Source organism: Stenotrophomonas sp. YIM B06876, from assembly GCF_030711595.1.
GTDB lineage: Bacteria > Pseudomonadota > Gammaproteobacteria > Xanthomonadales > Xanthomonadaceae > Stenotrophomonas.
In genome coordinates, this window is record NZ_JAUJUJ010000018.1 from 20,799 (window position 1) to 46,730 (window position 25,932).

26 protein-coding genes and 2 pseudogenes are annotated in these 25,932 nt (G+C 65.1%); 10 read left to right on the forward strand and 18 right to left on the reverse strand.

Features of this window, described 5'->3' with window-relative positions:
- Nucleotides 1-3 precede the first annotated feature (3 nt).
- The 9 genes from QZH66_RS09030 to QZH66_RS09070 form a co-directional block, all read right to left on the reverse strand.
- Nucleotides 4-1,227, reverse strand: coding sequence for an acyl-CoA reductase (locus tag QZH66_RS09030; protein ID WP_305805614.1), 1,224 nt, complete (start codon nucleotides 1,225-1,227; stop codon nucleotides 4-6).
- The gene (locus QZH66_RS09035; protein ID WP_305805615.1) at nucleotides 1,224-2,330 is read right to left on the reverse strand and encodes an acyl-protein synthetase; all 1,107 of its coding nucleotides are present in this window, start codon (nucleotides 2,328-2,330) and stop codon (nucleotides 1,224-1,226) included. Before QZH66_RS09035 ends, QZH66_RS09030 begins: the two co-directional genes overlap by 4 nt.
- Nucleotides 2,327-3,724 carry an AMP-binding protein gene (locus tag QZH66_RS09040; protein WP_305805616.1) on the reverse strand — a complete coding sequence of 466 codons (1,398 nt, stop codon included), beginning with the start codon at nucleotides 3,722-3,724 and terminating at the stop codon, nucleotides 2,327-2,329. The genes QZH66_RS09035 and QZH66_RS09040 overlap by 4 nt, the downstream gene beginning before the upstream one ends.
- A complete protein-coding gene (locus QZH66_RS09045; protein ID WP_305805617.1) occupies nucleotides 3,725-4,468 on the reverse strand; it encodes an SDR family NAD(P)-dependent oxidoreductase in 744 nt (247 codons plus the stop codon).
- Nucleotides 4,469-4,470: 2 nt separating this feature from the next.
- Nucleotides 4,471-4,719 (reverse strand): acyl carrier protein, encoded by a 249-nt coding sequence (locus tag QZH66_RS09050; protein ID WP_193984463.1) that lies wholly within the window; start codon nucleotides 4,717-4,719, stop codon nucleotides 4,471-4,473.
- Complete coding sequence (locus tag QZH66_RS09055; RefSeq protein WP_305805618.1) at nucleotides 4,716-5,474, reverse strand: hypothetical protein; 759 nt, start codon at nucleotides 5,472-5,474, stop codon at nucleotides 4,716-4,718. The genes QZH66_RS09050 and QZH66_RS09055 overlap by 4 nt, the downstream gene beginning before the upstream one ends.
- Nucleotides 5,471-6,457: a glycosyltransferase family 2 protein gene (locus QZH66_RS09060; protein ID WP_305805619.1), complete on the reverse strand. Its 987-nt coding sequence runs from the start codon at nucleotides 6,455-6,457 to the stop codon at nucleotides 5,471-5,473. Before QZH66_RS09060 ends, QZH66_RS09055 begins: the two co-directional genes overlap by 4 nt.
- A gap of 227 nt (nucleotides 6,458-6,684) precedes the next feature.
- Nucleotides 6,685-7,623 (reverse strand): FAD-binding protein, encoded by a 939-nt coding sequence (locus QZH66_RS09065; protein WP_305805620.1) that lies wholly within the window; start codon nucleotides 7,621-7,623, stop codon nucleotides 6,685-6,687.
- Complete coding sequence (locus QZH66_RS09070) at nucleotides 7,623-8,369, reverse strand: electron transfer flavoprotein subunit beta/FixA family protein (RefSeq protein WP_305805621.1); 747 nt, start codon at nucleotides 8,367-8,369, stop codon at nucleotides 7,623-7,625. Before QZH66_RS09070 ends, QZH66_RS09065 begins: the two co-directional genes overlap by 1 nt.
- A gap of 251 nt (nucleotides 8,370-8,620) precedes the next feature.
- On the opposite strand from QZH66_RS09070, the gene rfbB reads away from it, so the two are divergent.
- The 4 genes from rfbB to rfbD are packed head-to-tail and all read left to right on the forward strand — an operon-like array spanning nucleotide 8,621 to nucleotide 12,037.
- Nucleotides 8,621-9,676 carry a dTDP-glucose 4,6-dehydratase gene (rfbB, locus tag QZH66_RS09075; RefSeq protein WP_305805622.1) on the forward strand — a complete coding sequence of 352 codons (1,056 nt, stop codon included), beginning with the start codon at nucleotides 8,621-8,623 and terminating at the stop codon, nucleotides 9,674-9,676.
- 32 nt (nucleotides 9,677-9,708) lie between these two features.
- A complete protein-coding gene (gene rfbA, locus QZH66_RS09080) occupies nucleotides 9,709-10,596 on the forward strand; it encodes a glucose-1-phosphate thymidylyltransferase RfbA (RefSeq protein WP_305805623.1) in 888 nt (295 codons plus the stop codon).
- Nucleotides 10,593-11,150, forward strand: coding sequence for a dTDP-4-dehydrorhamnose 3,5-epimerase (gene rfbC / locus QZH66_RS09085; RefSeq protein WP_305805624.1), 558 nt, complete (start codon nucleotides 10,593-10,595; stop codon nucleotides 11,148-11,150). Before rfbA ends, rfbC begins: the two co-directional genes overlap by 4 nt.
- Nucleotides 11,147-12,037, forward strand: a complete 891-nt coding sequence (gene rfbD / locus QZH66_RS09090) for a dTDP-4-dehydrorhamnose reductase (protein ID WP_305805625.1) — start codon at nucleotides 11,147-11,149, stop codon at nucleotides 12,035-12,037. Before rfbC ends, rfbD begins: the two co-directional genes overlap by 4 nt.
- 96 nt (nucleotides 12,038-12,133) lie before the next feature.
- Here rfbD and QZH66_RS09095 read toward each other — a convergent pair whose 3' ends face one another.
- Both QZH66_RS09095 and QZH66_RS09100 read right to left on the reverse strand, forming a co-directional pair.
- Entirely contained in the window at nucleotides 12,134-13,537 is a 1,404-nt protein-coding gene (locus tag QZH66_RS09095; protein WP_305805626.1) for a mannose-1-phosphate guanylyltransferase/mannose-6-phosphate isomerase, read from the reverse strand.
- Nucleotides 13,538-13,551: 14 nt separating this feature from the next.
- The gene (locus QZH66_RS09100) at nucleotides 13,552-14,901 is read right to left on the reverse strand and encodes a phosphomannomutase (protein ID WP_305805627.1); all 1,350 of its coding nucleotides are present in this window, start codon (nucleotides 14,899-14,901) and stop codon (nucleotides 13,552-13,554) included.
- A gap of 138 nt (nucleotides 14,902-15,039) precedes the next feature.
- Between QZH66_RS09100 and QZH66_RS09105 the strand changes: the two genes are divergently transcribed.
- The 3 genes from QZH66_RS09105 to QZH66_RS09115 all read left to right on the forward strand — a co-directional run bounded on the left by QZH66_RS09105 (nucleotide 15,040) and on the right by QZH66_RS09115 (nucleotide 17,070).
- On the forward strand, nucleotides 15,040-15,777 hold the full coding sequence (locus QZH66_RS09105) for a CoA transferase subunit A (RefSeq protein ID WP_305805628.1): 738 nt from the start codon (nucleotides 15,040-15,042) through the stop codon (nucleotides 15,775-15,777).
- Entirely contained in the window at nucleotides 15,777-16,415 is a 639-nt protein-coding gene (locus tag QZH66_RS09110; protein WP_305805629.1) for a CoA transferase subunit B, read from the forward strand. The genes QZH66_RS09105 and QZH66_RS09110 overlap by 1 nt, the downstream gene beginning before the upstream one ends.
- Nucleotides 16,416-16,479: 64 nt before the next feature.
- A complete protein-coding gene (locus tag QZH66_RS09115; protein WP_305805649.1) occupies nucleotides 16,480-17,070 on the forward strand; it encodes an alpha-ketoglutarate-dependent dioxygenase AlkB in 591 nt (196 codons plus the stop codon).
- Nucleotides 17,071-17,092: 22 nt separating this feature from the next.
- Here the strand turns inward: QZH66_RS09115 and QZH66_RS09120 are convergent, their stop codons facing one another.
- The 4 genes from QZH66_RS09120 to QZH66_RS09135 are packed head-to-tail and all read right to left on the reverse strand — an operon-like array spanning nucleotide 17,093 to nucleotide 20,673.
- Entirely contained in the window at nucleotides 17,093-17,749 is a 657-nt protein-coding gene (locus QZH66_RS09120; protein ID WP_305805650.1) for an ABC-type transport auxiliary lipoprotein family protein, read from the reverse strand.
- The gene (locus QZH66_RS09125) at nucleotides 17,749-18,675 is read right to left on the reverse strand and encodes an MlaD family protein (RefSeq protein ID WP_305805630.1); all 927 of its coding nucleotides are present in this window, start codon (nucleotides 18,673-18,675) and stop codon (nucleotides 17,749-17,751) included. The genes QZH66_RS09120 and QZH66_RS09125 overlap by 1 nt, the downstream gene beginning before the upstream one ends.
- A 29-nt stretch (nucleotides 18,676-18,704) precedes the next feature.
- On the reverse strand, nucleotides 18,705-19,559 hold the full coding sequence (locus QZH66_RS09130; protein ID WP_305805631.1) for an ABC transporter ATP-binding protein: 855 nt from the start codon (nucleotides 19,557-19,559) through the stop codon (nucleotides 18,705-18,707).
- A 1-nt stretch (nucleotide 19,560) separates the two neighbouring features.
- A complete protein-coding gene (locus QZH66_RS09135; protein ID WP_305805632.1) occupies nucleotides 19,561-20,673 on the reverse strand; it encodes an MlaE family lipid ABC transporter permease subunit in 1,113 nt (370 codons plus the stop codon).
- Nucleotides 20,674-20,756: 83 nt separating this feature from the next.
- Between QZH66_RS09135 and QZH66_RS09140 the strand changes: the two genes are divergently transcribed.
- Complete coding sequence (locus tag QZH66_RS09140) at nucleotides 20,757-22,016, forward strand: threonine/serine exporter family protein (protein WP_305805633.1); 1,260 nt, start codon at nucleotides 20,757-20,759, stop codon at nucleotides 22,014-22,016.
- A gap of 73 nt (nucleotides 22,017-22,089) precedes the next feature.
- Here the strand turns inward: QZH66_RS09140 and QZH66_RS09145 are convergent.
- From QZH66_RS09145 to QZH66_RS09155, 3 genes and pseudogenes are all read right to left on the reverse strand, one after another.
- Nucleotides 22,090-22,464 (reverse strand): annotated as a pseudogene (locus QZH66_RS09145) (H-NS histone family protein); the annotation flags it as partial.
- 153 nt (nucleotides 22,465-22,617) lie between these two features.
- The gene (locus QZH66_RS09150) at nucleotides 22,618-24,312 is read right to left on the reverse strand and encodes a proline--tRNA ligase (RefSeq protein ID WP_305805634.1); all 1,695 of its coding nucleotides are present in this window, start codon (nucleotides 24,310-24,312) and stop codon (nucleotides 22,618-22,620) included.
- 147 nt (nucleotides 24,313-24,459) lie between these two features.
- A complete protein-coding gene (locus QZH66_RS09155) occupies nucleotides 24,460-24,843 on the reverse strand; it encodes a DUF4124 domain-containing protein (RefSeq protein WP_305805635.1) in 384 nt (127 codons plus the stop codon).
- A gap of 79 nt (nucleotides 24,844-24,922) precedes the next feature.
- On the opposite strand from QZH66_RS09155, the gene pssA reads away from it, so the two are divergent.
- Both pssA and QZH66_RS09165 read left to right on the forward strand, forming a co-directional pair.
- A complete protein-coding gene (pssA, locus tag QZH66_RS09160) occupies nucleotides 24,923-25,702 on the forward strand; it encodes a CDP-diacylglycerol--serine O-phosphatidyltransferase (RefSeq protein WP_305805636.1) in 780 nt (259 codons plus the stop codon).
- A pseudogene (locus tag QZH66_RS09165) lies at nucleotides 25,699-25,932 on the forward strand (alanine acetyltransferase); the annotation flags it as partial. The gene pssA and the pseudogene QZH66_RS09165, both read left to right, overlap by 4 nt.

Consider the following 25,932-nt stretch of genomic DNA (forward strand, 5'->3'; position numbering starts at 1 on the left):
GGATCAGGTCGCTGGCAGGGTGATCTTGCGGGTGAGGACATCGAGCAGATCGGTGCCGTCCCAGACTGGATGGAAGTCCAGGGCGCGGCCGAATGGTACGACGCGGTCGATGGCACGATTGCCGAGGCCGCACAGGAAAGCGCGCAGCGCTGAAGTGTTGAAACCATGCTGGACCAAGGTCTGGTCGCGGTCGTCGAGCTGCGGCGCCAGTGCATCAAGCGCGAGCAGGTCGATCTCCACCACCAAGCCGTGGCCGGACTGGATTTCGCGGATCCCGCCATCGGCACGCGTGGCTTCGAGGCGCAGCGGATACAGGCCGATGGCATCGGCGGAGTGCACGCCATGACCGGTCGCAGCCAGCAGGTTGGCATCGGTCACCCGGGCCATCAGCGCGGCGGGCTCGTCTTCCAGGTTGGCGGCCTGGGTGCGCACCGCCGGCCAGAAACGAGCCTTGGCCGCTGCAATTGCTGCATCATCACCAACCCAGTACAAGGTACGCGGCGAAGAGCAGGCCTGCTGGCCGAACCAGAGCACGTCGTTGCAGAAACGCCGGGCCAGTTCTTGCAGATCGGCATCGCTGCCTTCGACCAGCGCGGCTGCGCGCAGGACCGCAATGCCGAAGCGGTCCGGGAAGGCCAGTTCGACGGCGAGCGGGGCGATCGGCAGCGAGCGGATCTTGACGACCGTGGTGTCGCCGCCCCAGATGATGCGCGCGTGGCAGCGGCGGGAGATTGCCGTGGTGATTGCATCGTCGTGCGGGTAGGTCAGCAGCACCGCACGTTCCAGCACCTGCGGATGCAGGCCTTCACGCTGCATGTCGTGCAGGATCGAGACCAGCGCATCGCGCTGGGTGCTCTGCTTCTGCGACAGGCGGGCCACATTGGTGTTGCCGGACAGCACCGACATCAGCCAGGCGTACGCGAACAGGACGTCCACGTTGGCTGGAGCCAGATGAAAGACCAAGCCGCGAGCCAGATCCAGCTCGGCCGGGCGCGTTCCGATGCGCTGCGAAAGCTGGTTGACCGCGGCGCCGCGGAACCAGTGGCCAAGAGTGGCCAGCTCGGGATGCTGGCGTAGCTGCGGCAGCGTAAATACGCGGCGGGAGAAATCCGCAACGAACTCGCGCAGTGGTGGGCTGAACGGCAGCAGCGGTGGCAGTGCTGACAGGCGCGCCAGTTCGGCATCGAGCATGGCTTCCGGGTGGATCGAGAAGAGCAGTCTGGTCATGCGTTGGGTACCGTGCGGGTATCGCTGCAGCCGCGGATTTCCACGTTCTTGATGCGGCCGAGCACGGCGAAGTGCTTGCCGGGGCGGCCGCAGGCGCAGTCGTCCTCGCCATGAATCACACCAAGATCTTCGGTCAGCAGGCTGTGGCCGGGGTAGCTTTCGGGCAGCAGGCTTAGTACCTGGATCGCACCGGTGGTGCCATTCGGCACGGGATGCAGGTCCTGCAGGTCTCGAACGATCACGTCGGCATAGGCCGGTGCATGCAGGTCGCCATGTTCGCATTCGAAGAAGATCGAGCCGACCTGTTCGACCATGCCGTAGTAATTGTGCACGCGCTCGATACCGAAGGTCTGCGACAGCGCGACCTTGTAGGCAGTATTGTCGACTTTCTGCTCGTCCATTTTCTTCCAGCCACCGCCGTGCACCAGCATGCTGCCGGCCGGGAAGCGGATCTGTCTGCCGTGACCGCGTGCGGCCTGCACGAACGACTGCCAAACGATGAACGTGAAGCCGAACAACAGCACGGGCTCGTCTGGCTGGGCCTGCAGCCATCGTTCAAGCGCGGTCCAGTCCGGTTGCAGGTCTTCGTCCAGCAGATACAGATGGTCTCGGCCAAAGTTGGAAAAGCCGAGGATGCCTGCGGCACGTGCGTTGAAGCGGCTGCGATCGCGCAGGAAGCTGGAATCGTCGACCACCAGCATGCGCAGGCGCTTGGCGCCGGCGAAGTGGGAGAAGATGCGGGTCAGCGCACGGGCCTGCGCGCGCGCGGTGTCGGCATCCAGGAAGATGCGAGAGACCGCCGTTCCGGTGGTGCCGCTGGAGACCAGCGTGCGCGAAACCTTGTCATCCGCGATGCTCTTGAGGTCCAGCAGCTTGAACATGCGGACCGGCAGCCACGGTACCTCTTCCAGGCTGGCCGCGTCGTCGGCCGGCCACAGGCCGTCGAGGATGCGTGCATACGGCGCGCACTGCACTCGATGGTGGCGGGTCAGGCGATTGAGCCCTTCCAGCAGCCAGGTACGCTTCTGGGGGCGGTCCAGATCGAAGACTTCGACATCCAGTGCAGCGGCCGCGTTGGCAGCCGGCGTGGCAGGCAGGGTCACCTTGCAGCTCCTTGTCCGGCCATCTGCCGGAGGCTCTGGTAATCCACCTTGCCGCTGGCCATCAACGGCAAAGCATCCAGGTGGATCGCGCGGACATAGCCGCCGAAAAGCTTATAGCGGGCCTGCACAAGCTGGCGTACCTGGGCCTGCTCCGCGATGGCATCGCCATGGCTGAAGGCGACCAGGTCATCGTCACCGCCGGAGCAGACGATCTGCTGCCCGAGCGCAGCCGACAGCATCGCCTCCACCTCGTCCAGGTTCACGCGGTTGCCCGAAATCTTCAGGAAGCGCTTGGCGCGGCCGATGATGTAGTGGAACCCTTCGTCGTCCACCCGTGCTAGGTCACCGGTCCGCAGCACACCGCGCATTTCATCGCCGCTGGCCAGGTCCGCGCGTTCGACCGCATACCCCATCATGACGTTCGGCCCGGAATAGATCAGTTCGCCGCTGGCCGCATCGACCTGCATGCGTCCATCGGGGACGGGAATTCCGATGCTGCCGATCTTGTCCAGCAAGCGGTCGGCCGGCACGTAGCTGATGCGGGGGGATGCTTCGGTCTGGCCATACATTACATAGAACGCCAGGCCGTGCTCCTGGCTGGCCGTGGCGAAGTACTGGACCAGCTCGTCGCGCAGGCGCCCGCCGGCCTGGGTCAGCATCCGCAGGCTCGGCAGCTGCATGCGGGCCAGCCCCATGCGCCGGAGGATCTCGAAAGTGGCAGGCACGCCGGACAGCGAGGTGATCGCATGGGCACGCGCGGCGTCCCAGAATTCGCGGGTCATCAGGCTGTCGTTGCTCAGCACCACCGATCCGCCACAGGCAAGGTGGCTGTTGAGGATCGACATGCCGAACGAATACGCCAACGGCAGCGTGGTGATCGCACGATCCGATGGCTGCAGCCCGAGGTAGACGACGATCGCCTGGGCATTGGCGTCCAAGCCACTGCCCGACAGCCGTACGAGCTTGGAAGAGCCGGTGCTGCCGGAGGTGCTCAACAACAACGCCAGATCGGGATGCAGTGTGATCGCGGGCGCAGCGGTCTGGCGCACGTGCAGTGCGAGCACGTTGCCGCGCTGCACGGTCTGGTAGCCGTCGGCGGCCTCACCGGTACTGGCGACCCAGTCCGGCTGGTAGTGCTCTACGAGATCGGCGAGCAGGTCCGGATCGATGTCCGGCTGCAGCAGCAGGGGCACCTGGCCAGTGCGCAGCGCGCCGAGGTAGAGGGCGATTGCTTCGACGCTGGTGGGCATGCACAGCAGGCCCATGCCGCGCCCCGGCGTCAGCGCGGCGGCCTGCTGGTCGGCCAATCGGGCCAGCGTCGTGAAATCCAGCTGCTGGTCGCCATCGACGAGGGCGATGCGGGACCCGTGTTGTTCCAGATTCCAGAACGGCATTCAGACCACCATCTGTCCGTCGATGCCGATCACCTGGCCGGTGACATAGCTCGACGCGTCGCCCAGCAGGAAGGACACCAGCTCGGCGACTTCCTGTGGTGTACCGACACGCCCCATCCCGATCGAGGCCAGGCGCTTGGCGTGCGCGGCCTCGGGCATGCTCCGGGTCATGTCGGTGTCGATGAAGCCGGGCGAAACCGCATTGACGCGGATTCCGCGCGGCGCCAGCTCTTTGGATGCCGAGCGCGTCGCGCCGACCAAAGCGGCCTTGCTCGCGGCATATAGGCTGAGGCCAGCAGCGCCGTTGACGCCCATGATCGAGACCAGATTGACGATGCTGCCCTTGCCTGTACGCGCCATCAGGCGCGACGCATACTGCATCGCCATCAGCGGCGCCTTGACGTTGACCGCCAGCACCTGGTCGATGTCCTCGGCGCGGATCATGCCAAGCAGGCCCTCATGCAGCACCCCTGCATTGTTGACCAGTCCGTTCAGGCGACCGAAACGGGAAAACACCTGTTTGAACAACGCGGCAATCGCGTCCGCATCGGTCAGGTCCAGCGCCGTACACAACGGAGCCGGGGCGCCGAGCGACTCGACCTCCGCGGCGAGGCTGGACAACGCCTGCTCGTCACGCGCCACTAGGACAAGCTGAGCCGGCTGTGCGGCCAGACGCAGTCCGATCGCCCGTCCGATCCCGCGCGAGGCACCGGTAACCAGGATGACAGGCACGGCAGTGGACATGCTCAGACAGCCGCGCCGTGCTTGCGCAGGATCTCGCGCGCCTTGCCGACCGAGCTCATGTCGATTACTTCGTCCATGTCGATCATCACGCCGAAGGCTTCTTCGAGCGCTGCAACCACGGACATGTGCGCGATGGAATCCCACTGCGGGATTGTCGCGTAGCGCAGATCATCATTGATGGTGTCCGGGGCGATGCCCAGCACGCGGGCGAACACTGCGACAACTTTATCTTCGGTAACGGCATCGTTCATAGAAATTTCCTGAACCCAAACAGGGTGCTGTTGAAATGGAATCCGAGACGGGAATATAGATTGAGGATGCCCGTGTTGGCGGCAGAGACGAGCGTGGTGCACTGTTGAATATCCCGGGCTGCAAGGGATTCCAGTGCGGTGACCCACAGCGGCAGCGCCAGCATCGCGTAGGGCGCGGTGGCGCCGGTCAGCAGCAGTTCGGCACTGCGTTGTTCGGGATTGACGCGTTCGGCATGGAAGCCAATCGTCCTGCCGCGCGATTCGGCGACCTGGGCAAGCCCACCGGTGACAAGGTCCTCGACCCAATTGGCGGTCCGGTTGGCAGCACGCGCCGGGTCGATGGCCGGATCTTCAAGGAACCTGCCGTGAGCGAAATCCGTGGCCGCGATACGGCGAAGCTCCGGGATATCCGCCGCGGTGGCCGGGCGCAGCGTCGGCAACATGCCGCGCGGAACGGTGGGCAGGTTGGCGAACCCACTGCGCGAGACAGTCAGCGAGGTTTCAACGAACTGGTAGCCGTGTTGCAGCAGCGCGGCCTTCGCCACCGGAGGCGCCGCATCGATGCGGCCGAACAGGTAATGCACCGATTGGCCGGCGCACCAGTGCTCGAGTTCCTTCAGCAACCGACCGGCCTGGTCGACCGACGCGATATCCAGCGCGGTGACTTCGGCGGTGACGAAGCCAAGCGCGTGCTGATCCCACGGTGTGAGGCGCGCGGCGATGCGGCCCTGGCCGTGATCGAAGACGACGTTCATCGCGCTTCCCGCTCATCGTTCACCGCATCGGCAACGATGTAGTAGGGGCGGCGCTGCACGTTCCGGAAGACCTGGCCCACATACAGTCCGACCACGCCCAGGCAGAACATCACCAGCCCGCCGATCAGCCACACCGATCCGATGATCGAGGTGTAGCCGGCGACTTCGATATCGCCGTCCCACCAGCGGAGCAGGCTCATGCCGACCAGTACGAAGGCGACCAGCGAACAGGCGATGCCGGTCCCAGCGACCATGCGCAGCGGTTTTTCCGAATAGCCCAACGCGATGTTCATCGACAGCTTGAGCAGTTTGCGGAGGGTATAGGAAGTTTCTCCGACGGCGCGTGCCTGGTGCTGGACCGGGAGCTTGCCGGTACGGAAGCCGGCCCACTTGACCATCAGGGGGAACGAACGGTCGCGTTCGGGCATCTGGCAGACGGCATCGATCACCTTGCGGTGGAAGATGCCGAAGTTGGCGGTTGTCGGGTCCTGCGGGACGCCGGTAAGCCACCCCAGCAAGGTGAAGAAGCCCCAGGAGGAGAGCCGTTTGAGCGGGTTGTCCTGGCGTTCGATGCGCTGTGCGAAGACCACGTTCAGTTGCTCGTCGATGGCCTTGCGGTACAGCGCCGGGATTTCACTGGGCGCATCCTGCAGGTCGCAATCCATCACCACCGTCCAACGGCCCGTCGCATGCTCGATGCCAGCGGAGATCGCTGAATGCTGGCCGAAATTCCGCGACAGGCGCAGTCCACGCAACCACGGCCGGGTGCGAGACAGCTCTTCGATGCGGACCCATGCCCCGTCGGGGCTGGCGTCATCGACGAGGATCATCTCGAACGACACGGCCATGGACGTCGCCGCAGCCTGCACCTGGTCCACGAGATCCTCCAGGCACCCGTGGCACCCGTAGACCGGTGCCACGACGGAAAGCACCATCCCGTGAGCCGGGTCGGAACTGTGGGAGGGAAGGGAAGTGGAGGTCATCTGATCAAGAATCCTTCGGCGCCCAGGCTCGTTGGGAGGTCGGTCGACACAGTCGTACGGCGCTGCGCGCGGCACGGTGCCGCGCTTGATCTACCAGTCCGCAGCCCGCACGACGTTCAGCGCCAGCGGTCGGCGATTATAGCTTTACCCAGCGGTCCGGGCTGGAGACTTGCTCGATCCGCGTCTTATGCCCGCCAGCGACCGCATGTGCGGTCGCTGGCGGGATCTTACAGTGCCGCTTCCAGCTCCGGCAGCAGGGTAAACAGATCCCCCACCAGGCCGATATCGGCCACCTCGAAGATCGGCGCATCGCCGTCCTTGTTGATGGCCACGATGGTGCCGGCGTCCTTGATGCCAGTCAGGTGCTGGATGGCGCCGGAGATGCCCACGGCGATGTACAGCTCCGGGGCGATGATCTTGCCGGTCTGGCCGACCTGCATGTCGCTGGGCACGTAGCCGGCATCGACCGCGGCACGCGAGGCACCGACGGCGGCACCAAGCTTGTCGGCCAACTGGTAGATCACCTTGAAGTTCTCTTCCGAACCAACGCCGCGGCCGCCGGAGACCACGCGCTTGGCACTCTGCAGGTCGGGGCGGTCGCTTTTGCCGGCGGCCAGGCCGATGAAGCGAGTGTGCGAGGGCAGGACGGCGTCGACGTTGACCGCTTCGACCGGGGCGCTGTTGCCCTTGGCCGCTTCCGGCCAGGAGGCGGCGCGCACCGTGGCAACCACGATCTGGTCGGCCGGCACCTCGACAGTGATGATGGCGTTGCCGGCGTAGATCGGACGCTTGAAGCTGTGGCTGCCTTCGACGGTCATCAGGTCGGAGACCTGGTTGACCCCGAGCAGGGCGGCCACGCAGGGCATCAGGTCCTTGCCGAAGGTAGTGGAGGGCCCGAACACGTGGGTGTAGCCCTTGGCCAGCTGCGCGATCTGCGGGGCCAGCACTTGGGCCAGCGCCCGCGCATTGGCGGCGTTGGCCACGGTCAGCACCTTGGCCACGCCGGCGATCTTTGCGGCTTCAGCGGCCACGGCGGCCGGGTCGGCAGCCAGCACCAGCACGTCGATGCTGGCACCGCTGATCGCGGCAGCGGCGCTGGCGGTCTTGGCGGTGGCGGCGTTGAGCTGGCCGTCGTGGTGCTCGGCGACAACGAGAATCTTGGCCATTACAGCAACCCCTTCTGCTTGAGTGCGGCCACCAGTTCGGCAGCATCCTTTACCATCACGCCCTTGCCACGCTTGGAAGGTGCCGCGTGGTGGGTGGTCTTGAATGTATCGGCGGCCTCAATACCCAGGTCGGCCAGCTGCAGGGTTTCCAGCGGCTTGGCCTTGGCCTTCATGATGTCCGGCAGCTTGATGAAGCGCGGCTCGTTCAGGCGCAGGTCGGTGGTGATCACCGCCGGCAGATCGACCTCCAGGGTTTCCAGACCGGCGTCGACTTCGCGGGTGACCGTGGCCTTGCCGTCGGCGATCTCGACCTTGGAGGCGAAGGTGGCCTGCGGGCGCGCCCACAACGTGGCCAGCATCTGCCCGGTCTGGTTGGCGTCGTCGTCGATGGCCTGCTTGCCCAGGATCACCAGGTCCGGCTGTTCCTTCTCCACCAGCTTGAGCAGGGTGCGCGCAGCGGTCAGCGGCTGGATGGCCTGGTCGGTGACCACGTGGATGGCACGGTTGGCACCCATCGCCAGGCCATTGCGCAGGTGCGCCTGGGCGTCGGTCGGAGCGATGGTGGCGACGATGACTTCGGTGGCGATGCCCTTGTCGCGCAGACGCAGGGCTTCTTCCAGCGCGATCTCGTCAAAGGGATTAGGCGATAGCTTGACGCCGTCGGTGACCACGCCGGAACCGTCCGGCTTGACCTGGATGCGGGCGTTGTAGTCCACCACGCGCTTGTACGCGACGAGGATTTTCATCTGCTGCGGAATCCTTGGGTGCTTGAGGGAGCCGGCGCGTGCCGGGGACTTGGGATGGGCTCGATTCTAACTGGCCCGGCATATCCATGCGAATGCGTATGGGGGGCGGAGCCAGTCAAATGTCCAGACTAGAGATTGATGGATATGACGGTAATATCCATCGCACCAGCGCCCCTCCCGGCCGCGGCCGTTATATCCTTGTGCGCACTTTTTGCTGCTTTCCACCCGCAGCTGCACAGGAGATTTCGCGAGTGACCACATGGCTTGTGACCGGCGGCGCCGGCTTTATCGGCGGCAATTTTGTGCTAGAGGCGGTCGCCAAGGGCGTGCGCATCATCAACCTGGATGCGTTGACCTACGCCGGCAATCTCAAAACCTTGGCCTCGCTGGAAGGCCATCCGGGTCACGTATTCGTGGAAGGCGACATCGGCGACCGGGCGTTGGTCTCGCGTCTGCTGGCCGAACACCAGCCCGACGCGGTGCTGAATTTCGCCGCGGAAAGTCACGTCGACCGTTCCATTGATGGCCCCGGTGCCTTCATCCAGACCAACGTGGTCGGCACCCTGGGTCTGCTCGAGGCCGTGCGCGACTACTGGAAGACGCTGCCGGCCGATAAGGGCCAGGCCTTCCGCTTCCTGCATGTATCCACCGACGAGGTGTACGGCACGCTGGGTGAGACGGGCCTGTTCACCGAAACCACGCCGTATGCGCCGAACTCGCCTTACTCGGCGTCCAAGGCGGCGTCGGACCATCTGGTGCGCGCGTTCCACCATACCTACGGCTTGCCGGTGCTGACCACCAACTGCTCCAACAACTACGGCCCGTACCACTTCCCGGAAAAGCTCATCCCGCTGGTGATTGCCAAGGCGCTGGCCGGCGAGCCGCTGCCGGTGTACGGCGATGGCAAGCAGGTGCGCGACTGGCTGTTCGTCACCGACCACTGCGAGGCGATCCGCACCGTGCTGGCCAAGGGCCGGGTGGGCGAGACCTACAACGTCGGCGGCAATTCGGAAAAGCAGAACATCGAAGTGGTGCAGGCGATCTGCGCGTTGCTGGATGAACGCCGCCCGCGTGTGGACGGGCAGCCGCGCAGCAGCCAGATCACCTATGTCGCCGACCGCCCGGGTCATGATCGTCGCTATGCGATCGATGCGTCCAAGTTGAAGAACGAGCTGGGCTGGGAGCCGAAGTACACCTTCGAGCAGGGCATCGCCTTCACCGTGGACTGGTACCTGGACAACCAGGAATGGGTCAACGGTGTGCTCGATGGCAGCTACCGCCTGCAGCGTATCGGCACCGTCGCCTGAGTGGCGGCGATTACCAGACAAAGGACAACCGCATGACGCAACGTAAGGGCATCATCCTCGCCGGGGGGTCGGGCACACGCCTGTATCCCATCACCCAGGGCGTGAGCAAGCAACTGCTACCGGTGTACGACAAGCCGATGATCTATTACCCGCTCAGCGTGCTGATGCTGGCGGGCATCCGCGAGGTGTTGATCATCAACACCCCGCACGAGCAGGCGCTGTTCCAGGCACTGCTGGGCGACGGTTCGCAATGGGGCATGAATATCGAGTATGCCGTGCAGCCGAGCCCGGACGGTCTGGCGCAGGCCTACCTGATCGGCAAGGACTTCGTGGATGGCAAGCCGAGCTGTCTGGTGCTGGGCGACAACATCTTCCACGGCCATGGCCTGCGCGAAGTGCTGCGCAATGCCGACCAGCGCGAGCACGGCGCCACCGTGTTCGGCTACTGGGTCAACGATCCGCAGCGTTACGGCGTGGCCGAGTTCGACAAGGCCGGAAAGGTCGTCGATCTGGTCGAGAAGCCGGAAAACCCGCGCTCCAACTATGCGGTCACCGGCCTGTATTTCTTCGACGGAAACGCCAGCCATCATGCCGCCGAGTTGAAGCCCTCGCCGCGCGGCGAGTTGGAGATCACCGATTTGAACCAGCGTTATCTGCGCGAAGACAACCTGCATCTGGAAGCGCTCGGCCGCGGGTATGCATGGCTGGACACCGGCACCCACCAGTCGTTGCTGGAAGCGTCCAACTTCATCGAGACCATCCAGACCCGCCAGGGCCTGCAGGTCTGCTGTCCGGAAGAGATCGCCTTCGGACAGGGCTGGATCAACGCCGAGCAGCTGGAAGCGCTGGCCGCGCCGCTGATCAAGAACGGCTACGGCAAGTATCTGCATACGCTGGCGCAGCGGGGCGTGGTGCCGTGAAGATCATTGAGACGTCACTGTCCGGCTGCAAGGTGATTGAGCCGGCGGTGTTCGGTGACGAACGTGGTTTCTTCTTCGAGACTTGGAACGCCGCGCGTTTTGCCGAGCACGGTCTGCCAACCGCGTTCGTACAGAGCAACGTGTCGTCCTCGGCCAAGGGGGTGCTGCGCGGCCTGCATTACCAGTGGCCGCGGCCGCAGGGCAAGCTGGTCAGTGTGCTGGAAGGCGAGGTGTACGACGTAGCCGTCGATATCCGCCGTGGCTCGCCGACCTTCGGTCAGTGGGCCGCGGTGGTGCTGAGCGCGGACAACAAGAAGCAGTTCTGGATCCCGGAAGGCTTCGCGCATGGTTTCGCAGTGCTCAGCGAGCGTGCGCTGTTCTCGTATCTGTGCACGGATGTGTACGTGAAGGAACACGATGCCGGCATCCGCTGGAACGACGCCGATATCGCCGTGGACTGGCCGATCAGCGCACCGACGCTCTCGGCCAAGGATGAAGCCGCGCCATTCCTGAAGGACATCGCCGAGGACCGCCTGCCGGTGTATCAGCCGTGAGCGTGCTGCTGTTCGGCGGCAACGGCCAGCTCGGCCAGGAGCTGCGTCGCGCGCTGGCGTCATTGGGCACGATCGTGCCGACCACCCGCAGCGGCGCACTGCCTGATGCAAGCGCGTGCGAGGTGGCCGACTTCAATCAACCCGATTCGTTGGCGGCGCTACTCGACCGCGTTCGTCCGGACGTGGTCGTCAACGCGGCGGCCTACACCGCGGTCGATCGTGCAGAAGACGATCGTGATGCGGCTTGGCGGGCAAACGCCGAAGCGCCGGGTGTGATCGCGCGCTGGTGTGTGCAGGCCGGCGTGCCGCTGGTGCATTACTCCACCGATTACGTCTTCGACGGCCAAGGCCAGCGCCCGTACCGGGAAGACGACGCCACTGCGCCACTGGGCGTGTACGGCGCCAGCAAGCTGGCCGGCGAAGAGGCAATCCGTGCGGCCGGCGGGCGCCATCTGATTTTCCGCACCGCCTGGGTGTATGCCGCGCACAGTGCCAACTTCCTGCGCACCATGCTGCGCGTCGGTGCCGAGCGCGATGTGTTGCGCGTGGTCGCCGACCAGGTCGGTACGCCGACGCCGGCGGCATTGATTGCCGACGTGACCGCGCAGGCATTGCAGCATGGCGGTGGCCTGTCCGGGACCTGGCATCTGACTGCCAACGGTGAAACCAGTTGGCATGGATTCGCCGAGGCGATCTTTGCCGAGGCGGTGGCGGCAGGCATACTGCCGCGCGCGCCGACCGTCGAGGCGATCACCACGGCCGAGTACCCGACGCCCGCACGGCGTCCGGCTTATTCGCATCTGGATGTGGCGAAGCTGGAGCATGATTTCGGCCTGAGCCTGCCAAGTTGGCGGGAAGGCCTGAGGCGGGTCATCGCCGAGATCTGAGGTGGGGCGCTGGCGCGGTCATGCATGGCGCGTGGTGCTACCGGTCAACAAAAACCCGGCCTTGGCCGGGTTTTCTGTGTGCCTCTCCGCATCCGGTCAGGTGCGGCCGTAGGTGTCTTCAAACCGCACGATATCGTCCTCGCCCAGGTAACTTCCGGACTGCACCTCGATCAGTTCCAGTGGCAACTTGCCCGGGTTCTTCAGGCGATGGGTCACGCCCAGCGGGATGTAGGTGCTCTGGTTCTCGGTCAACAGCAGCACCTCCTCGCCACGGGTCACTTCGGCGGTGCCACTGACCACGATCCAGTGCTCGGCGCGATGGTGGTGCATCTGCAGGCTCAGCGTCGCACCGGGTTTGACCGTGATCCGCTTGACCTGGAAACGGGCGCCGTTGTCGATTGAATCGTAGGCGCCCCACGGGCGGAACACCTTGCGGTGCCAGGTCGCTTCGGGGCGGCCGTCGGCCTTGATCCGTGCCACCACCTGTTTGATTTCCTGCATGCGATCACTGCGGCCGACCATCACCGCGTCATCGGTATCGACCACGATCACGTCATCCAGCCCGACCAGCGCGATCAGGCGCTCGCCATAGGCATAGGTATTGCGGCAATCGATGGCGATGACGTCGCCATGATGGGCGTTGCCATCGGCATCCTGTTCGGAGACATCGCGCAGCGCAGTCCACGAACCCACATCGTTCCAGCCAGCATCGAGCGGTACCACGACCGCATCGGCGGTCTTTTCCATCACGGCGTAATCGATGGAATCGGACGGTACGGCGCTGAAGGCCTCCTTGTCCAGGCGGGTGAAATCGGCATCGCGGCGTGACTGCTGCCAGGCATCGCGACAGCCGCTGAGCATGGCCGGGTTGAAGCGCTCCAGCTCGGCCAGATAGCGCGAGGCCTTGAACAGGAACATGCCGCTGTTCCAGAAATACTCGCCGGACTGCACATATTTCGTGGCGGTTTCGATGTCCGGCTTTTCGACGAAGCGGTCCACCGCGCGCACGTCATCACCAACCGCGGCCTTGATATAGCCGTAGCCGGTTTCCGGGCCGGTGGGCACGATGCCGAAGGTCACCAGCTTGCCCGATTCGGCCGCCGCCACCGCCCGCAGTACAGCGGCGCGGAACGCGGCTTCATTGGCGATGACGTGGTCCGAGGGCAGCACCAGCAGCAGCGCATCGTCGCCGTCGCGGGTGGCTTCCAGCGCGGCCACGGCGATTGCCGGGGCGGTGTTGCGGCCGACCGGCTCCAGCACGATCGCCTGGGGCGTCACGCCCAGCTGCTGCAGTTGCTCGGCGGCGACGAAACGATGCTCTTCATTGGCCACCACCAGCGGCGCGCGGCCGGCGATCGCGGCCACCCGCTTCCAGGTCGCCTGCAGCATCGTGTCATCGCCGGCCAAGGCCAGGAACTGTTTGGGATAGGCCTCGCGCGACAATGGCCACAAGCGCGTGCCCGAACCGCCGGAGAGAATCACGGGAAGGATGTTCTGCATGATGGATATCCGCCTCAGGATGCGCTGAGCAGTTGCGAGATTTCGTCGGTGCGCGCGCGCAGCAGCGCCGCGTCCCCCCGGGTTTCCACGTTCAGCCGCAGCAACGGCTCGGTGTTGGAGCTGCGCAGGTTGAAGCGCCATGCGCCAAAGTCGGCACTGATGCCATCGGTGTGGTCCAGGGCCGGGGACTGTGGTGCAAAGTGCTCCATCACCCGGGCCACCGCGGCCTGGGCATCGGCGACCTTGAAGTTGATCTCACCACTGCAGGGGAACTTGTGCATGCGGGCCTCGACCAGATCGGCCAGCGAACGTCCGGATTCGGACACCAGCGCGGCGATCAGCAGCCATGGAATCATTCCCGAATCGGCGTAGGCGAATTCGCGGAAATAATGGTGCGCGCTCATTTCGCCGCCATACACCGCATTTTCGGCGCGCATCTTTTCCTTGATGAAGGCATGGCCACTCTTGCACAGCACCGGCTCACCGCCGGCCTGCTCGACCATTTCCACGGTGTTCCAGACCAGGCGCGGATCGTGCACGATCTTGCCGCCGGGCTGGCGCGCCAGAATCGCCTGCGCCAACAAGCCGACCAGGTAATAGCCTTCGATGAAGCGGCCGCTGTGGTCGAAGAAGAAGCAGCGGTCGAAGTCGCCATCCCAGGCGATGCCGAAATCGGCGCCATGTTCGCGCACGGCCTGCGCGGTGAGCGCGCGATTTTCCGGCAGCAGCGGATTGGGAATTCCGTTGGGGAAGCGGCCGTCGGGCTCATGGCAGATACGCACGAATTCAAACGGCAGGTGCGGCGCCAGCTGATCGATGATGGTGCCTGCGCCGCCGTTGCCGGCATTGACCACCAGCTTCAGCGGCTTGAGTGCCTTCGGCTCGATGTAGCTCAGCAGATGCGCGATGTAGGCGCTCTTGTCCGGATGCGACTGCAGACCGGCGGTCGACTCAGCTGCGGGAGCCTGGTCGGCCTCGACCGCATCGGAGATCGCGAACAGGCCGGTATCCGAGCTGATCGGACGGGCCTGCTCCTTGACCAGTTTCATGCCGTTGTAATCCATCGGATTATGGCTGGCGGTGACCATCACACCACCGGCGGCCTTCAGGTGATCCACCTGGAAATAGACTTCCTCGGTGCCGCACAGGCCGATATCGATGACTTCACGCCCGGCGCCGCGCAAACCCGCAGCCAGCGCGTCCTGCAACGCGGGGCTGGTCAGCCGCACATCGTGGCCCAGCACCACATTTCCGGGATTCAGCTCGGCTGCCAGGGCCACGCCAATGCGGCGGGCCATGTCTTCATTGAGCTCATCGGGAACGCGACCGCGGATGTCATAGGCTTTGAACGCGGGAAGGGGCATGCGTGCATCCTGCATTGGGAAAGTCGCCTAGTTTAATGCCGCAGGGTGGGTTGCAGTCCGCGCGCTGGACAAAAGTCCAAGGGGGTGGCATTGCCGGTGCCGGTAGAATGGCCGCATTCTTCAACGTGAGCGTGACCGATGAGCGATCTCTCCTCCGTAACCCCCCCGCGCGGCAAGGTGTTTGCCAACGCACAGCAGGCGCTGGACGGCGTCATTGCCGATGGCCAGACGCTGGCCGTGGGCGGCTTCGGCCTGTGCGGCATTCCCGAGGCGCTGATCGCGGCGTTGCGTGACAGCGGGGTCAAAGACTTGACCGCCATTTCCAACAATGCCGGCGTGGACGGCTTTGGCCTGGGGCAGCTGCTGGAAACGCGGCAGATCCGCAAGATGATTTCGTCCTACGTGGGCGAAAACAAGGAATTCGAACGCCAGTTCCTGGCCGGTGAGCTGGAACTGGAATTCAACCCACAGGGCACCCTGGCCGAGCGCCTGCGCGCCGGCGGCGCAGGCATTCCGGCGTTTTTCACCGCCACCGGCTACGGCACCGTGGTGGCCGAGGGCAAGGAAACCCGCGAGTTCGACGGCAAGCACTACGTGCTGGAAACCGCGCTCACGGCCGATGTGTCGCTGGTCAAGGCCTGGAAGGCCGATGCCGCCGGCAACCTGGTGTTCCGCAAGACCGCGCGCAACTTCAACCCCGCCTGTGCGATGGCCGGCAGGATGTGCATCGTGGAAGTGGAGGAAATCGTCGAGGTCGGTGCGATCGATCCGGACCAGGTGCATCTGCCGGGCATCTATGTCGACCGCATCGTATTGAACGCGCATCCGGAAAAGCGCATCGAACAGCGCACCGTGCGCGCCGCAGGAGACAAATGATGGCCTGGACCCGTGATGAAATGGCGCAGCGTGCTGCCCGCGAATTGACCGATGGCGCCTACGTGAACCTGGGCATTGGCTTGCCGACCCTGGTGGCCAATCACATTCCCGAGGGTGTGGACGTGTGGCTGCAGTCGGAAAATGGCCTGTTGGGCATCGGCCCGTTCCCGACCGAGGACGAGCTCGACGCCGATCTGATCAATGCCGGCAAACAGACGGTCACCGCCCGTGCCGGTGCCAGCTACTTCGGCAGCCACGACAGCTTTGCGATGATCCGCGGCGGCCATATCAACCTGGCCATCCTGGGCGCGATGCAGGTGACCGCCAAGGGTGATCTGGCCAACTGGATGGTGCCCGGGAAAATGGTCAAGGGTATGGGCGGCGCGATGGACCTGGTGGCCGGCGTGCAGCGCGTGGTGGTGCTGATGGAACACACCGCCAAGAACGGCGAGCACAAGATCCTGCCTGAATGCACGCTGCCGCTGACCGGCGTGGGCGTGGTCAGCCGCATTATCACCGACCTGGCGATCTTCGATGTCACCGACAAGGGACTGCTGCTGGTGGAAACGGCGCCGGGTGTCAGTGCTGAGGAGTTGCAGCAGAAAACCGGTGTCGATTTTCTCGCCGCTGCAAACTGATGGCTATCGCAGATACATGTAGGGGCAGCGCGTGATCCGCTGCCCCTACATGCAGCACAGGTAACTGGCAGTGGAGCTGTTTTTGCCCGGAGCCGAGGTTCATGCCCATCGCCATTGGTTGGCGGTAGACGCCGCAGATGTACTTCTCTCGTCTCTGTTCATTTCGGCTGCCTGGGAAGTGCATCGCATCCGCATGTTCGGGCGGCTGGTCGATTCGCCGCGGCTGAGCTGCTGGATGGGCGATCCACAGGCTGCCTACCGCTACTCGGGGGTGAGGTTCACGCCGGTGCCGTGGTTGCCAGCGCTGGCAGCGGTGCGTGAGCGGCTGCAGCTTGAAACCGGGCATGCGTTCAACAGTGTGCTGCTGAACCGTTATCGCGACGGCCGCGACTGCATGGGCTGGCACAGCGATGACGAGCCCGAGTTGGGGCCACAGCCGCTTATCGCCTCCCTCAGTCTTGGCGCGACCCGCCGGTTTTTGCTGAAGCATCGGGCCCGGCCGGAAGTGCGGGCTTGTGTCGAGCTGCAGCATGGCGATCTGCTGTTGATGGGCGGCGATACCCAGCGCCACTACCGGCATGCGCTGCCGCGGACCGCGCGCCCGGTGGGCGAGCGCATCAATCTGACGTTCCGGCAGATCCTGCCGGGTTGCTGAGAACTTCCGGGCGCGTCGGCCCTCAGCGCTTGGCGGTGACCTGTGGGCCGCCGGTGCGCGCCGAATCCGCCTGTCCGGCCGCCAGCGTCCAGCCCACCAGCTCCGCGGCGACTTGCTGCAATGCCTGTTCAAAGGCCAAGGCGACCTCGGCGGTGCCGGTGGCACTTGCGGGCTGGACCTGGAGGAAGGTCCGCGAGGCGATGACGCGCTGGTCGGTGCTGTGGATCAGTTTGGCGTTGAGTTCGATGGTGGCCGCCGGCAACGTGCCGCCGCGGTAGTCGGCCTCGAAACGGCGCAGGTCCATGGTCAGTTTGTAATCGGAACGGATCCCGGTGGCGATGCGGGCGACCGCCGCAATCCGGCCGGAATCCTCGAATGCCCGCAGCACGGTGTCTTCGAGCAGGTCGGTGGCCGGTTGCGACCAGGTGACGCCGCGGTAGATTTCCAGCTGGTCCGGTGTCGGCCGCACATTGATGCGCGGGCTGTCGATCAGGCGCGGGGCGCTGGGCTTGGCGATGACCAGCTGCCAGTTCGCCGCCGGCCAGGCGGGATCGGCCGCCACCCGGACCTGCGGTGCGTAGATGGTGACCGGGTGTTTGTCACCGCCGCCCAGCAGCGAGCAACCGGCCAGGGCGAGCAGGCACAACGGGACAGCCAGGCGAAGCAGCGGCGTGCGCATCATCGGGGGTCGAACTCCTTGGGGGCGTCGCGGCCGAGCAGGTAGCGCGCGGGATTGTTTTCCAGCCGGTCGCTGACCTGGCGCAGGTCGCGGATCAAACCGCGCAACTCGGTCAGGGTCGGGCCCAGCTGGGCCAGGCCGTCATTGGCGAAGCTGTTGATCGCGGCGCGGTTCTCGCCAAGGATCGAGTCGGCGTTGCCGGCGGCCGAATCGAGCTTGACCAGGGTGGTGTCCAGTTTGGCCAGGATCTGCGGCAGCTGTTGCACCAGATTACGGTCCAGGCGCTGGATGGTGCCGTTGGCGGAGGCCAGGGTGACATCCAGGTTGCGCGCCGTCTCGCGGGCGCTGGCAATCAAGGCCTGGGTACCGGCTTCACGATCAGCCAGTCCTTTGCTGATCGCCTCCACGTTCTGCAACGTGGAGGCGATGCTGGCCACGTTGCGGTCACTGAGCACTTGATCCATGCGCTCGACGATGCGGCTGGCCACATCGGTGATGTTCTGCAGCGCCGAAGGCACCGCCTGGATCGTCGGTACCGCTTCTTTGCTGATCGCGGTCAGCGCCGGGCTTTGCGGGGTGCCGCCGGTGAGCTGGATGATGGTCGGACCGGTCAGGCTGGTGATGGCCAGTTTGGCGCGGGTATCGGCTTTGACTGGAGTGGTGGAATTGAGGCGGACCCGGGCGATGACCTGCCGCGGGTCGTCCGGCGCCAGGGTCAGCTCGGTGATCGAACCCACGGCGATGCCGTTGTATTGCACCGGGCTGCCGACTGAAAGCCCGGTGACGGCTTCGTTGAACACCACGCGGTACTGCTGCCAGGTGCGGTCGGAGGAGTACTTGGCCGCCCACAGGCCGAATGCCAGCAGGGCCAGCGACACCAGTAGGGTGAAGACCCCGATCAACACGTAATTGGCTTTGGTTTCCATATCTCAGGTGCCCGGGAAAGTGTCGTGCATCATCGGTTTTCCTTGTTCTCGCCTGGCGGTGCATTTGTCACCGCGTTGCGTGCGGCCCGTGCGCGCGGGCCATGGAAATATTCCTGTATCCACGGGTGGTCGATGCGCTCGATCTTGGCCAGTGGCGCGGTGGCCACCACCTTGCGATCGGCCAGCACCGCCACGCGGTCACAGATAGCGTAAAGCGTGTCCAGATCGTGTGTGATCAGGAACACGGTCAGGCCCAGCGCCTGTTGCAGGGTCTTGATCAGGCGATCGAAAGCGTCCGCGGCGATCGGGTCCAGCCCGGCAGTGGGTTCATCCAGAAACAGCAGCGGCGGGTCCAGGGCCAAGGCGCGTGCCAGACCGGCGCGTTTGCGCATGCCGCCGGACAGTTGCGAAGGCAGTTTGTTGATGGTGTCGGCGGACAGGCCGGCCAGTTTCACCTTCAGCAATGCCAGTTCGTAATGCCAGCGCTCACCCAGTTCGGGATGGTGTTCCTTCAGCGGCACCTGCACGTTTTCGCCGACCGTCAGCGAGGAAAACAGGGCGCCGTCCTGGAACAACACCCCGGTATTGCGCTCGATATGCAGGCGGTCGGCCGGCTTTTCCGAGCGCGCATCCACGCCCAGCACCTGGATCTGGCCGGAGGTGGGCGGGCTGAGGCCGAGGATGCTGCGCATCAGCACCGATTTGCCCGCGCCCGAGCCGCCGACCACGCCGAGGATTTCGCCGCGACGCACGTCCAGATCCAGATCTTCATGCACGATCTGGCTACCGAAGCGGTTGCACAGGCCACGGACGCGGATCACCGGCGCCTCTGCGGCGGCCGCAGGCGAATCAGGCGCTTGTGCTGGCAGCGTTGCGGGGTCCATCTCACCAGCCCATATGCATGAACCACAACGCCGCCAGCGCGTCGAGGGTGATCACCAGCGAGATCGTCTGCACCACGCTGGAGGTGGTGCGCTCGCCAACCGACTGGGCGGTGCCTTCCACCTTCAGCCCTTCCAGGCAGCCGATCAGGGCGATGATGACGGCAAATACCGGTGCCTTCGACAGCCCGACCAGCATGTGCCGCACCTCGATGGTTTCGTGCATGCGCGCCAGGTACATCTGCGGGGGGATATCCAGATCGAAGGCGCCGACGGTGACACCGCCGGCCAGGCCGGCCAGCATCGCCACGAAGGTCAGCAGCGGCAACATCAGCAGCAATGCGGCCACCCGCGGCAGCACCAGCAGATCGATCGGGTCCAGCCCCAGGGTCTGGATCGCGTCGATCTCCTCGCCGGCCTTCATCGCGCCGATCTGCGCGGTGAAGGCGCTGGCGGTGCGGCCGGCCAGCACGATCGCGGTCAGCAGTACCGCGAATTCGCGCAGGAAGGCGATGCTGACCAGTTCCACCACGTAGATTTCAGCCCCGAAGTCGCTCAGGATCGTGGAGCCCAGAAAGGCGATCACGGCACCGACCAGATACGACAGCAGCGCCACCAGCGGCACCGCATCCAGCCCCACTTGTTCCATATGGTGCACGGCGGCGGTCAGGCGGAAGCGCCGTGGTTGCCGCAGCAGGCGCGCCGCCTTCACCAGGTTCTCGCCGAGGAAATTCACCAGCATCACGATGTTCTGTGCGGTGGCATGCACCGAGCGGCCGAGCCGGTCCAGAGCGGCCAGTACGCCGAAATCGCGTTTGGGTCTGGGGCGGTCGTCGACGACTTCCTCGATCGTGGACACCAGCGCCTGATGCGCCTGGCGATAGAGGATGGCATCGTCGGCCAGCCCGGCGCGGTGCGCAAAGCGCAGCAGCTGCAATACCCCGGCCGAATCCAGCTGGGTGATGCCACGCGCATCCAGCTGCAGGGTTCCGTCGGGAATCCCGCGCAGGGTGTCGCCCATCTGCAGCGCGGTGGCCAGGGTCCAACAGCCGGACAGCCGCACCTGGTGGGCGGTATTGGGATCGGGTTCGAGGCGGGGGGGCTGGGTTTGTGTCATGGCGCGTCCGTTGCCGAGCATAACCTGTCCATCTGTCATCCAATAATGACTGCGACGGCAGGCTTCAGGCGATACTAGTCCGCATGTCTGCCGAACCCCTCGCCATTGCCAATACCCGGGCCACTTACGCGCAGCGCGTGGCGTTCGTTTCGGAGATCGCCGGCCGCCTGCACAGTTACGGCACCACCGCCCAGCGGTTGGAACTGGCGGTGGTGGCATTGGCGCAGCAGCTGGATCTGGATTGCGAGCCGTGGTCGAATCCGACCGGGCTGATCCTGAGTTTCAGCGATCCGACCAAGGCTATCGGTTCCAGCGATATCACCCGCGTCATCCGCCTGGCGCCGGGCGACAACGATCTGCATAAACTCAGCATGGCCGACCAGATTGCCGATGCGGTGGCCGCCGGGCGCATGAGTATCGCCCAGGGCCACACCATGCTGCGGCAGTTGGACAAGGATCCGGGTTGGCGCGGCCAGGCCCGCAACCTGCTGTCGTTCTGCCTGGGTTCGGGCGGCGTGGCGGGTATCTGGGGGCTGCCGTGGCTGGATATCGCCACCGCCAGTGTTATCGGGCTGCTGATCGGCCTGCTCACCACCTATGCCGACCGCCGCCCGGCCACGCGTGAAGCCGGTGAAGCGCTGGCGGCGCTGCTGGCCGGTTTTGTCGCGGTCCTGGTGGCCACCTTCATTGGCGCGCTGAATCTCAATTCGGTGATCATCGCCTCGCTGGTGGTGCTGCTGCCGGGTATGTCGCTGACCAATGCGGTCAATGAACTGTCCAGCCAGCATTGGGTGTCGGGCATGGCGCGGTTTGCCGGGGCGGTGACCACCATCCTGAAACTGACCGTGGGCGCGGTGATTGCGGTGACCCTGGCCGGGCTGTTGGGCATGGAGCCGCTGGTGCGGGCGTCGCGTCCTCAATCGGACTGGGTGGAATGGGGCGCGATGCTGGTGACCTCGTTTGCCTTCGCCATGCTGTTCAAGGCCAGCCGCCGTGATTATCCGTGGGTAATGGCGGCGGCCATCGCCGGCTATGCCATCTCCCGTTATGGCGGCCAGGCCTGGGGTATTCCGGCCGGGGTGTTTCTGGCGGCGATGGCGTTGACCGCGGCCGGCAACCTGTTTGGACGCCTCTGCCAGCGCCCGGGGGCGATCGTGCGCCTGCCCGGCATCATCATGCTGGTGCCGGGGAGTACCAGTTTGCGCGGGGTATTGAACCTGATCCAGCAACAGGACGTGCATGTGGGGCAGTCGGCGCTGCTGATCGTGCTCAACGTGGTGATGGCGCTGGTGGCCGGGCTGCTGTTCGGCAACCTGCTGATTCCGGCACGCAAGACGCTGTAGAAGGTATTACCGGAAGACAATGAAAAACGCCGGCAGTTGCCAGCGTTTTTTTGCAGCAGGAAGATCCCGATCACTTGTCGATCAGGAAATCCTCGACCTTCTGACCCTGCGAGGTGAACTCGGCCAGCCAGCGCGGCTGCTTGCCGCGGCCGGTCCAGGTTTCGTCCGGATTGGCGGGGTTGCGGTATTTCGGCGCGACCTTGGCCAGCTTGCGGCCGGGCTTGCTGGCGGTTTTGCCGGCTTTCGCGGTCTTCGGGGCCTTCATGCCCGCTGCGGCGGTGCCGAACAGTTCTTCCAGCGTATAGCCAGCGGCCTTGGCGGATTTGGCCAGCTGCGCGCGGACTTTGGCGATCGGAGCGCGCTTGGCAACAAGGGTCTGCTGCTTTTTCGCGGTACGGATCAGTACGCCCAGTTCTTTGGCCGACAGGCCGCTCAGGTCAATGCTCATCGATTAACTACTCCGGATAATGGGAAGGTTTGACTTGGCCATTCCGTGGCAGCCACGCAAGCATACAAGCCTGTCCGCCGGAACTACAAACTAAATAATGGATTTTGTGTAATGGGCGAATGAAAAGGCCGGGGAATTCCCCGGCCGTGTCGATTATCCCAGCAGCTTCTGCAGCAATATCGCCTTGTCCAGACTCTCCGCCACCTCGGCGGTGCGGGCCCGGTATTCGTAGGTGCCGGCAGCCAGGCCGCGTTCGGAGACCACGATCCGGTGTGGAATGCCGATCAGCTCCATGTCGGCAAACATGGCGCCAGGGCGCAGGCCACGGTCATCCAGCGCGGCATCGATGCCGGCGGCCTGCAGTTCGGCCAGCAGTTCCTCGGCCGCGGCAATCACCGCCGGATCCTGCTTCGGATTGATCACGCATACCACCACCTGCCACGGCGCCATCGCCTGCGGCCAGATAATGCCGGCGGCATCGTGGTTCTGCTCGATGGCGGCAGCGACGATGCGCGACACGCCAATGCCGTAGCAGCCCATCGCCATCACCGCGGCCTTGCCATTTTCATCCAGTACGGTGGCACCCAGCGCCTGGGCATACTGGCGGCCGAGCTGGAAGATATGGCCGACCTCGATGCCGCGGGCGAGTTTCAGCTCGCCGCCGTCACGGGCGCGGTCGCCTTCGACCACATTGCGGATATCGGCCACTTCCGGTTCGGCCAGGTCACGGCCCCAGTTGACCCCGGCAATATGGAAGCCGGTTTCATTGGCGCCGACGACAAAATCGGCCATTGCCGCAACTTCGCGATCGGCAATCACGCGGATCGGCTTTTTCGCATTCAACGGGCCGAGGAAACCGGGAGTGCTGCCGAGGTGGTCGGCAATCTCGGCTTCGCTGGCCATGCGGTAATCGGCCAGCCCGTCGACCTTGGCCAGTTTGATGTCGTTGGCTTCATGGTCGCCGCGCACCAGCGCCAGTACGAACTGGTCCTTGCGGGTCATCAGCGCCAGCGATTTGATCGTGCGCAGCAGGGCGATGCCCATCAGCGCGGCCACCTCTTCGCAGGTTTTCTGGGTCGGGGTGTCGATCCTGCGCAGTTCCTCGGCCGCGGCCGGGCGCGGCGCCGGGTCGGCCGCGATGGCCGCCTCGACGTTGGCCGCGTAATCCGAGCCGGTCGAGAACACCAGCGCGTCTTCGCCGGAATCGGCGATCACGTGGAATTCCTGCGAGGCATCGCCGCCGATCGCGCCCGAATCGGCCTGCACCGCGCGGAACTCCAGCCCCAGCCGGGTGAAGATCCGGGTGTAGGCGGCTTTCATGTTCTCGTATTCGCGCACCAGGTCGTCATCGTGCAGGTGGAACGAATAGGCATCCTTCATCAGGAATTCGCGTGCGCGCATCACCCCGAAACGCGGGCGGATCTCGTCGCGGAACTTGGTCTGGATCTGGTAGAAATTGACCGGCAGCTGCTTGTAGCTGGAAAGTTCCTGGCGCGCGAAGTCGGTGATGGCTTCCTCGGCGGTGGGGCTGTAGCAGAACTCCTGCTCCTTGCGGTCCTTGATCTTCAGCAGCTGGCCGCCGAATTTCTCCCAGCGCCCGGTTTCCTCCCACAGCTCCTTGGGCTGGATGGTCGGCAGCAACATTTCCACCGCCCCGGCGCGGTTCATTTCCTCGCGCACGATCGCCTCCACCTTGCGCAGCACCCGCAGCCCCAGCGGCGACCACGTGTACAGGCCGGAGGCCAGCTTGCGGATCATGCCCGCGCGCAGCATCAGCTGGTGGCTGGTCAGCTCGGCGTCGGAGGGAGTTTCCTTGGTGGTATGCAGGTGGAACTGGGAAAGGCGCATCGTCGGCTTCGCAAAACGGCGGAAACACCTATTTTGCCAGTCCCGCCGCGCCGATGGGGCCGCAGGCGGGAAGTGGCCGCGCTCAAAGCGCGCCGGAGCCGCGGTTGGTGGCGCGCGCGGCGGGCCGATCCGGGGGGATCGGCGGCCTCAGCCCTGTGCGGCCGGGGTGCAATAGGCCGCCATCGCGGCTTGGGCCAGGTTCTTCTGCGCGTTGCGCTCGCCCTCGTCCAGGGTCTTGTCCGGCTTGCCGTCGCCATCGGTGTCGCGCATCACCGGGCCGCTGCCGGCCAGCAGTTCCAGGTTCTTGCGGGCGTTCAGGCATTGCGGCGATTCGGTGGCCACCTCTGCCGCCTCGGTCACCGCCGCGCCCTGGGAGGTGATCCGGCGCGCCTCGAACTTCTGTCCGGTCGGGGGCTTTTCCGAATACTGGGTCACGCCATTGGCGTCTTTCCACTTGTAGACGTTGCCAGCACTGGCCGCGGCACTGAGGAAAAACAGCAGGAGACAGGCGGAACGGGGCAAAACGCGCATGGCAACTCCAGGAACACCGGGGTGGGCCGCGATTGCAGCACCCGGTGACGGGGCTGGCAAGTCGATTAAACTCACCGGCATGGATGAAATGAGACCCCCACCGCGTTCGCGCACCATTTACCTGCTGCCGAACCTGATCACCACTGCCGGGCTGTTCGCCGGTTTCTACGCGATCATCGCCGCGGCCAATGGCCAGTTCGTCGATGCCAGCATTGCCGTGTTCGTGGCGGCGGTGATGGATGGACTGGACGGGCGCGTGGCGCGCCTGACCGGTACCAGCAGCGAATTCGGCGTGCAATACGACTCGCTGGCCGATCTGGTCAGCTTCGGCATGGCCCCGGCGCTGGTGATGTACCACTGGGCGCTGTCCTCGCTGAAGTTCGACGGCCTGGTGATGGGAAGGGTGGGCTGGTCGGTGGCGTTCCTGTACGCGGCCTGCGCGGCGTTGCGCCTGGCCCGCTTCAACACCCAGGTCGGTACGGTCGACAAACGCTGGTTCGTCGGCCTGGCCAGTCCGGCCGCGGCCGGACTGATGATGTCTTTCGTGTGGGCGTTTGCCGACGACGCATTGGGTTTCAGCGGCGAGCAGCTGCGCTATGTGGCGCTGGCGGTCACCCTGATCTCCGGGCTGCTGATGGTCAGCCGCATCCGTTTCTGGAGCTTCAAGGGGGGCAGCGAGAAGGGCCCGCGTTCGGAGCGGGTGCCGTTCCTGGTGCTGGCACTGGTGCCGGTGATCATCGCGATCATGGTGCTGGACCCGGGCCGGGTACTGTTCGTCATCGGTGTGGTCTATGCGCTGTCGGGCCCGGGCATGTGGCTGTGGCAGCGGCGGCGGCCGGTGCCCGGCAAGGTGCCGTGAGCGAGGCCGCTGCGCCCCTGTTGTGGTCCGAACAGCAGCACTCGTGGCTGCAGGCGATGGGCTACACGCTGTATCTGCAAGGCAGTGCGCTGGAAATGCCGGAACCGGTGGCCGCCGCTGCGCCGCAGTCGCCGGTGGCAGCGCCGGCGGCGCCGGCCCGTCCGTTCCCGGCCACGGTCGGCAAGGCCCCGCCAGCGCTGGACGCCGCGCCGGTGGCCGCTCCGACGGTG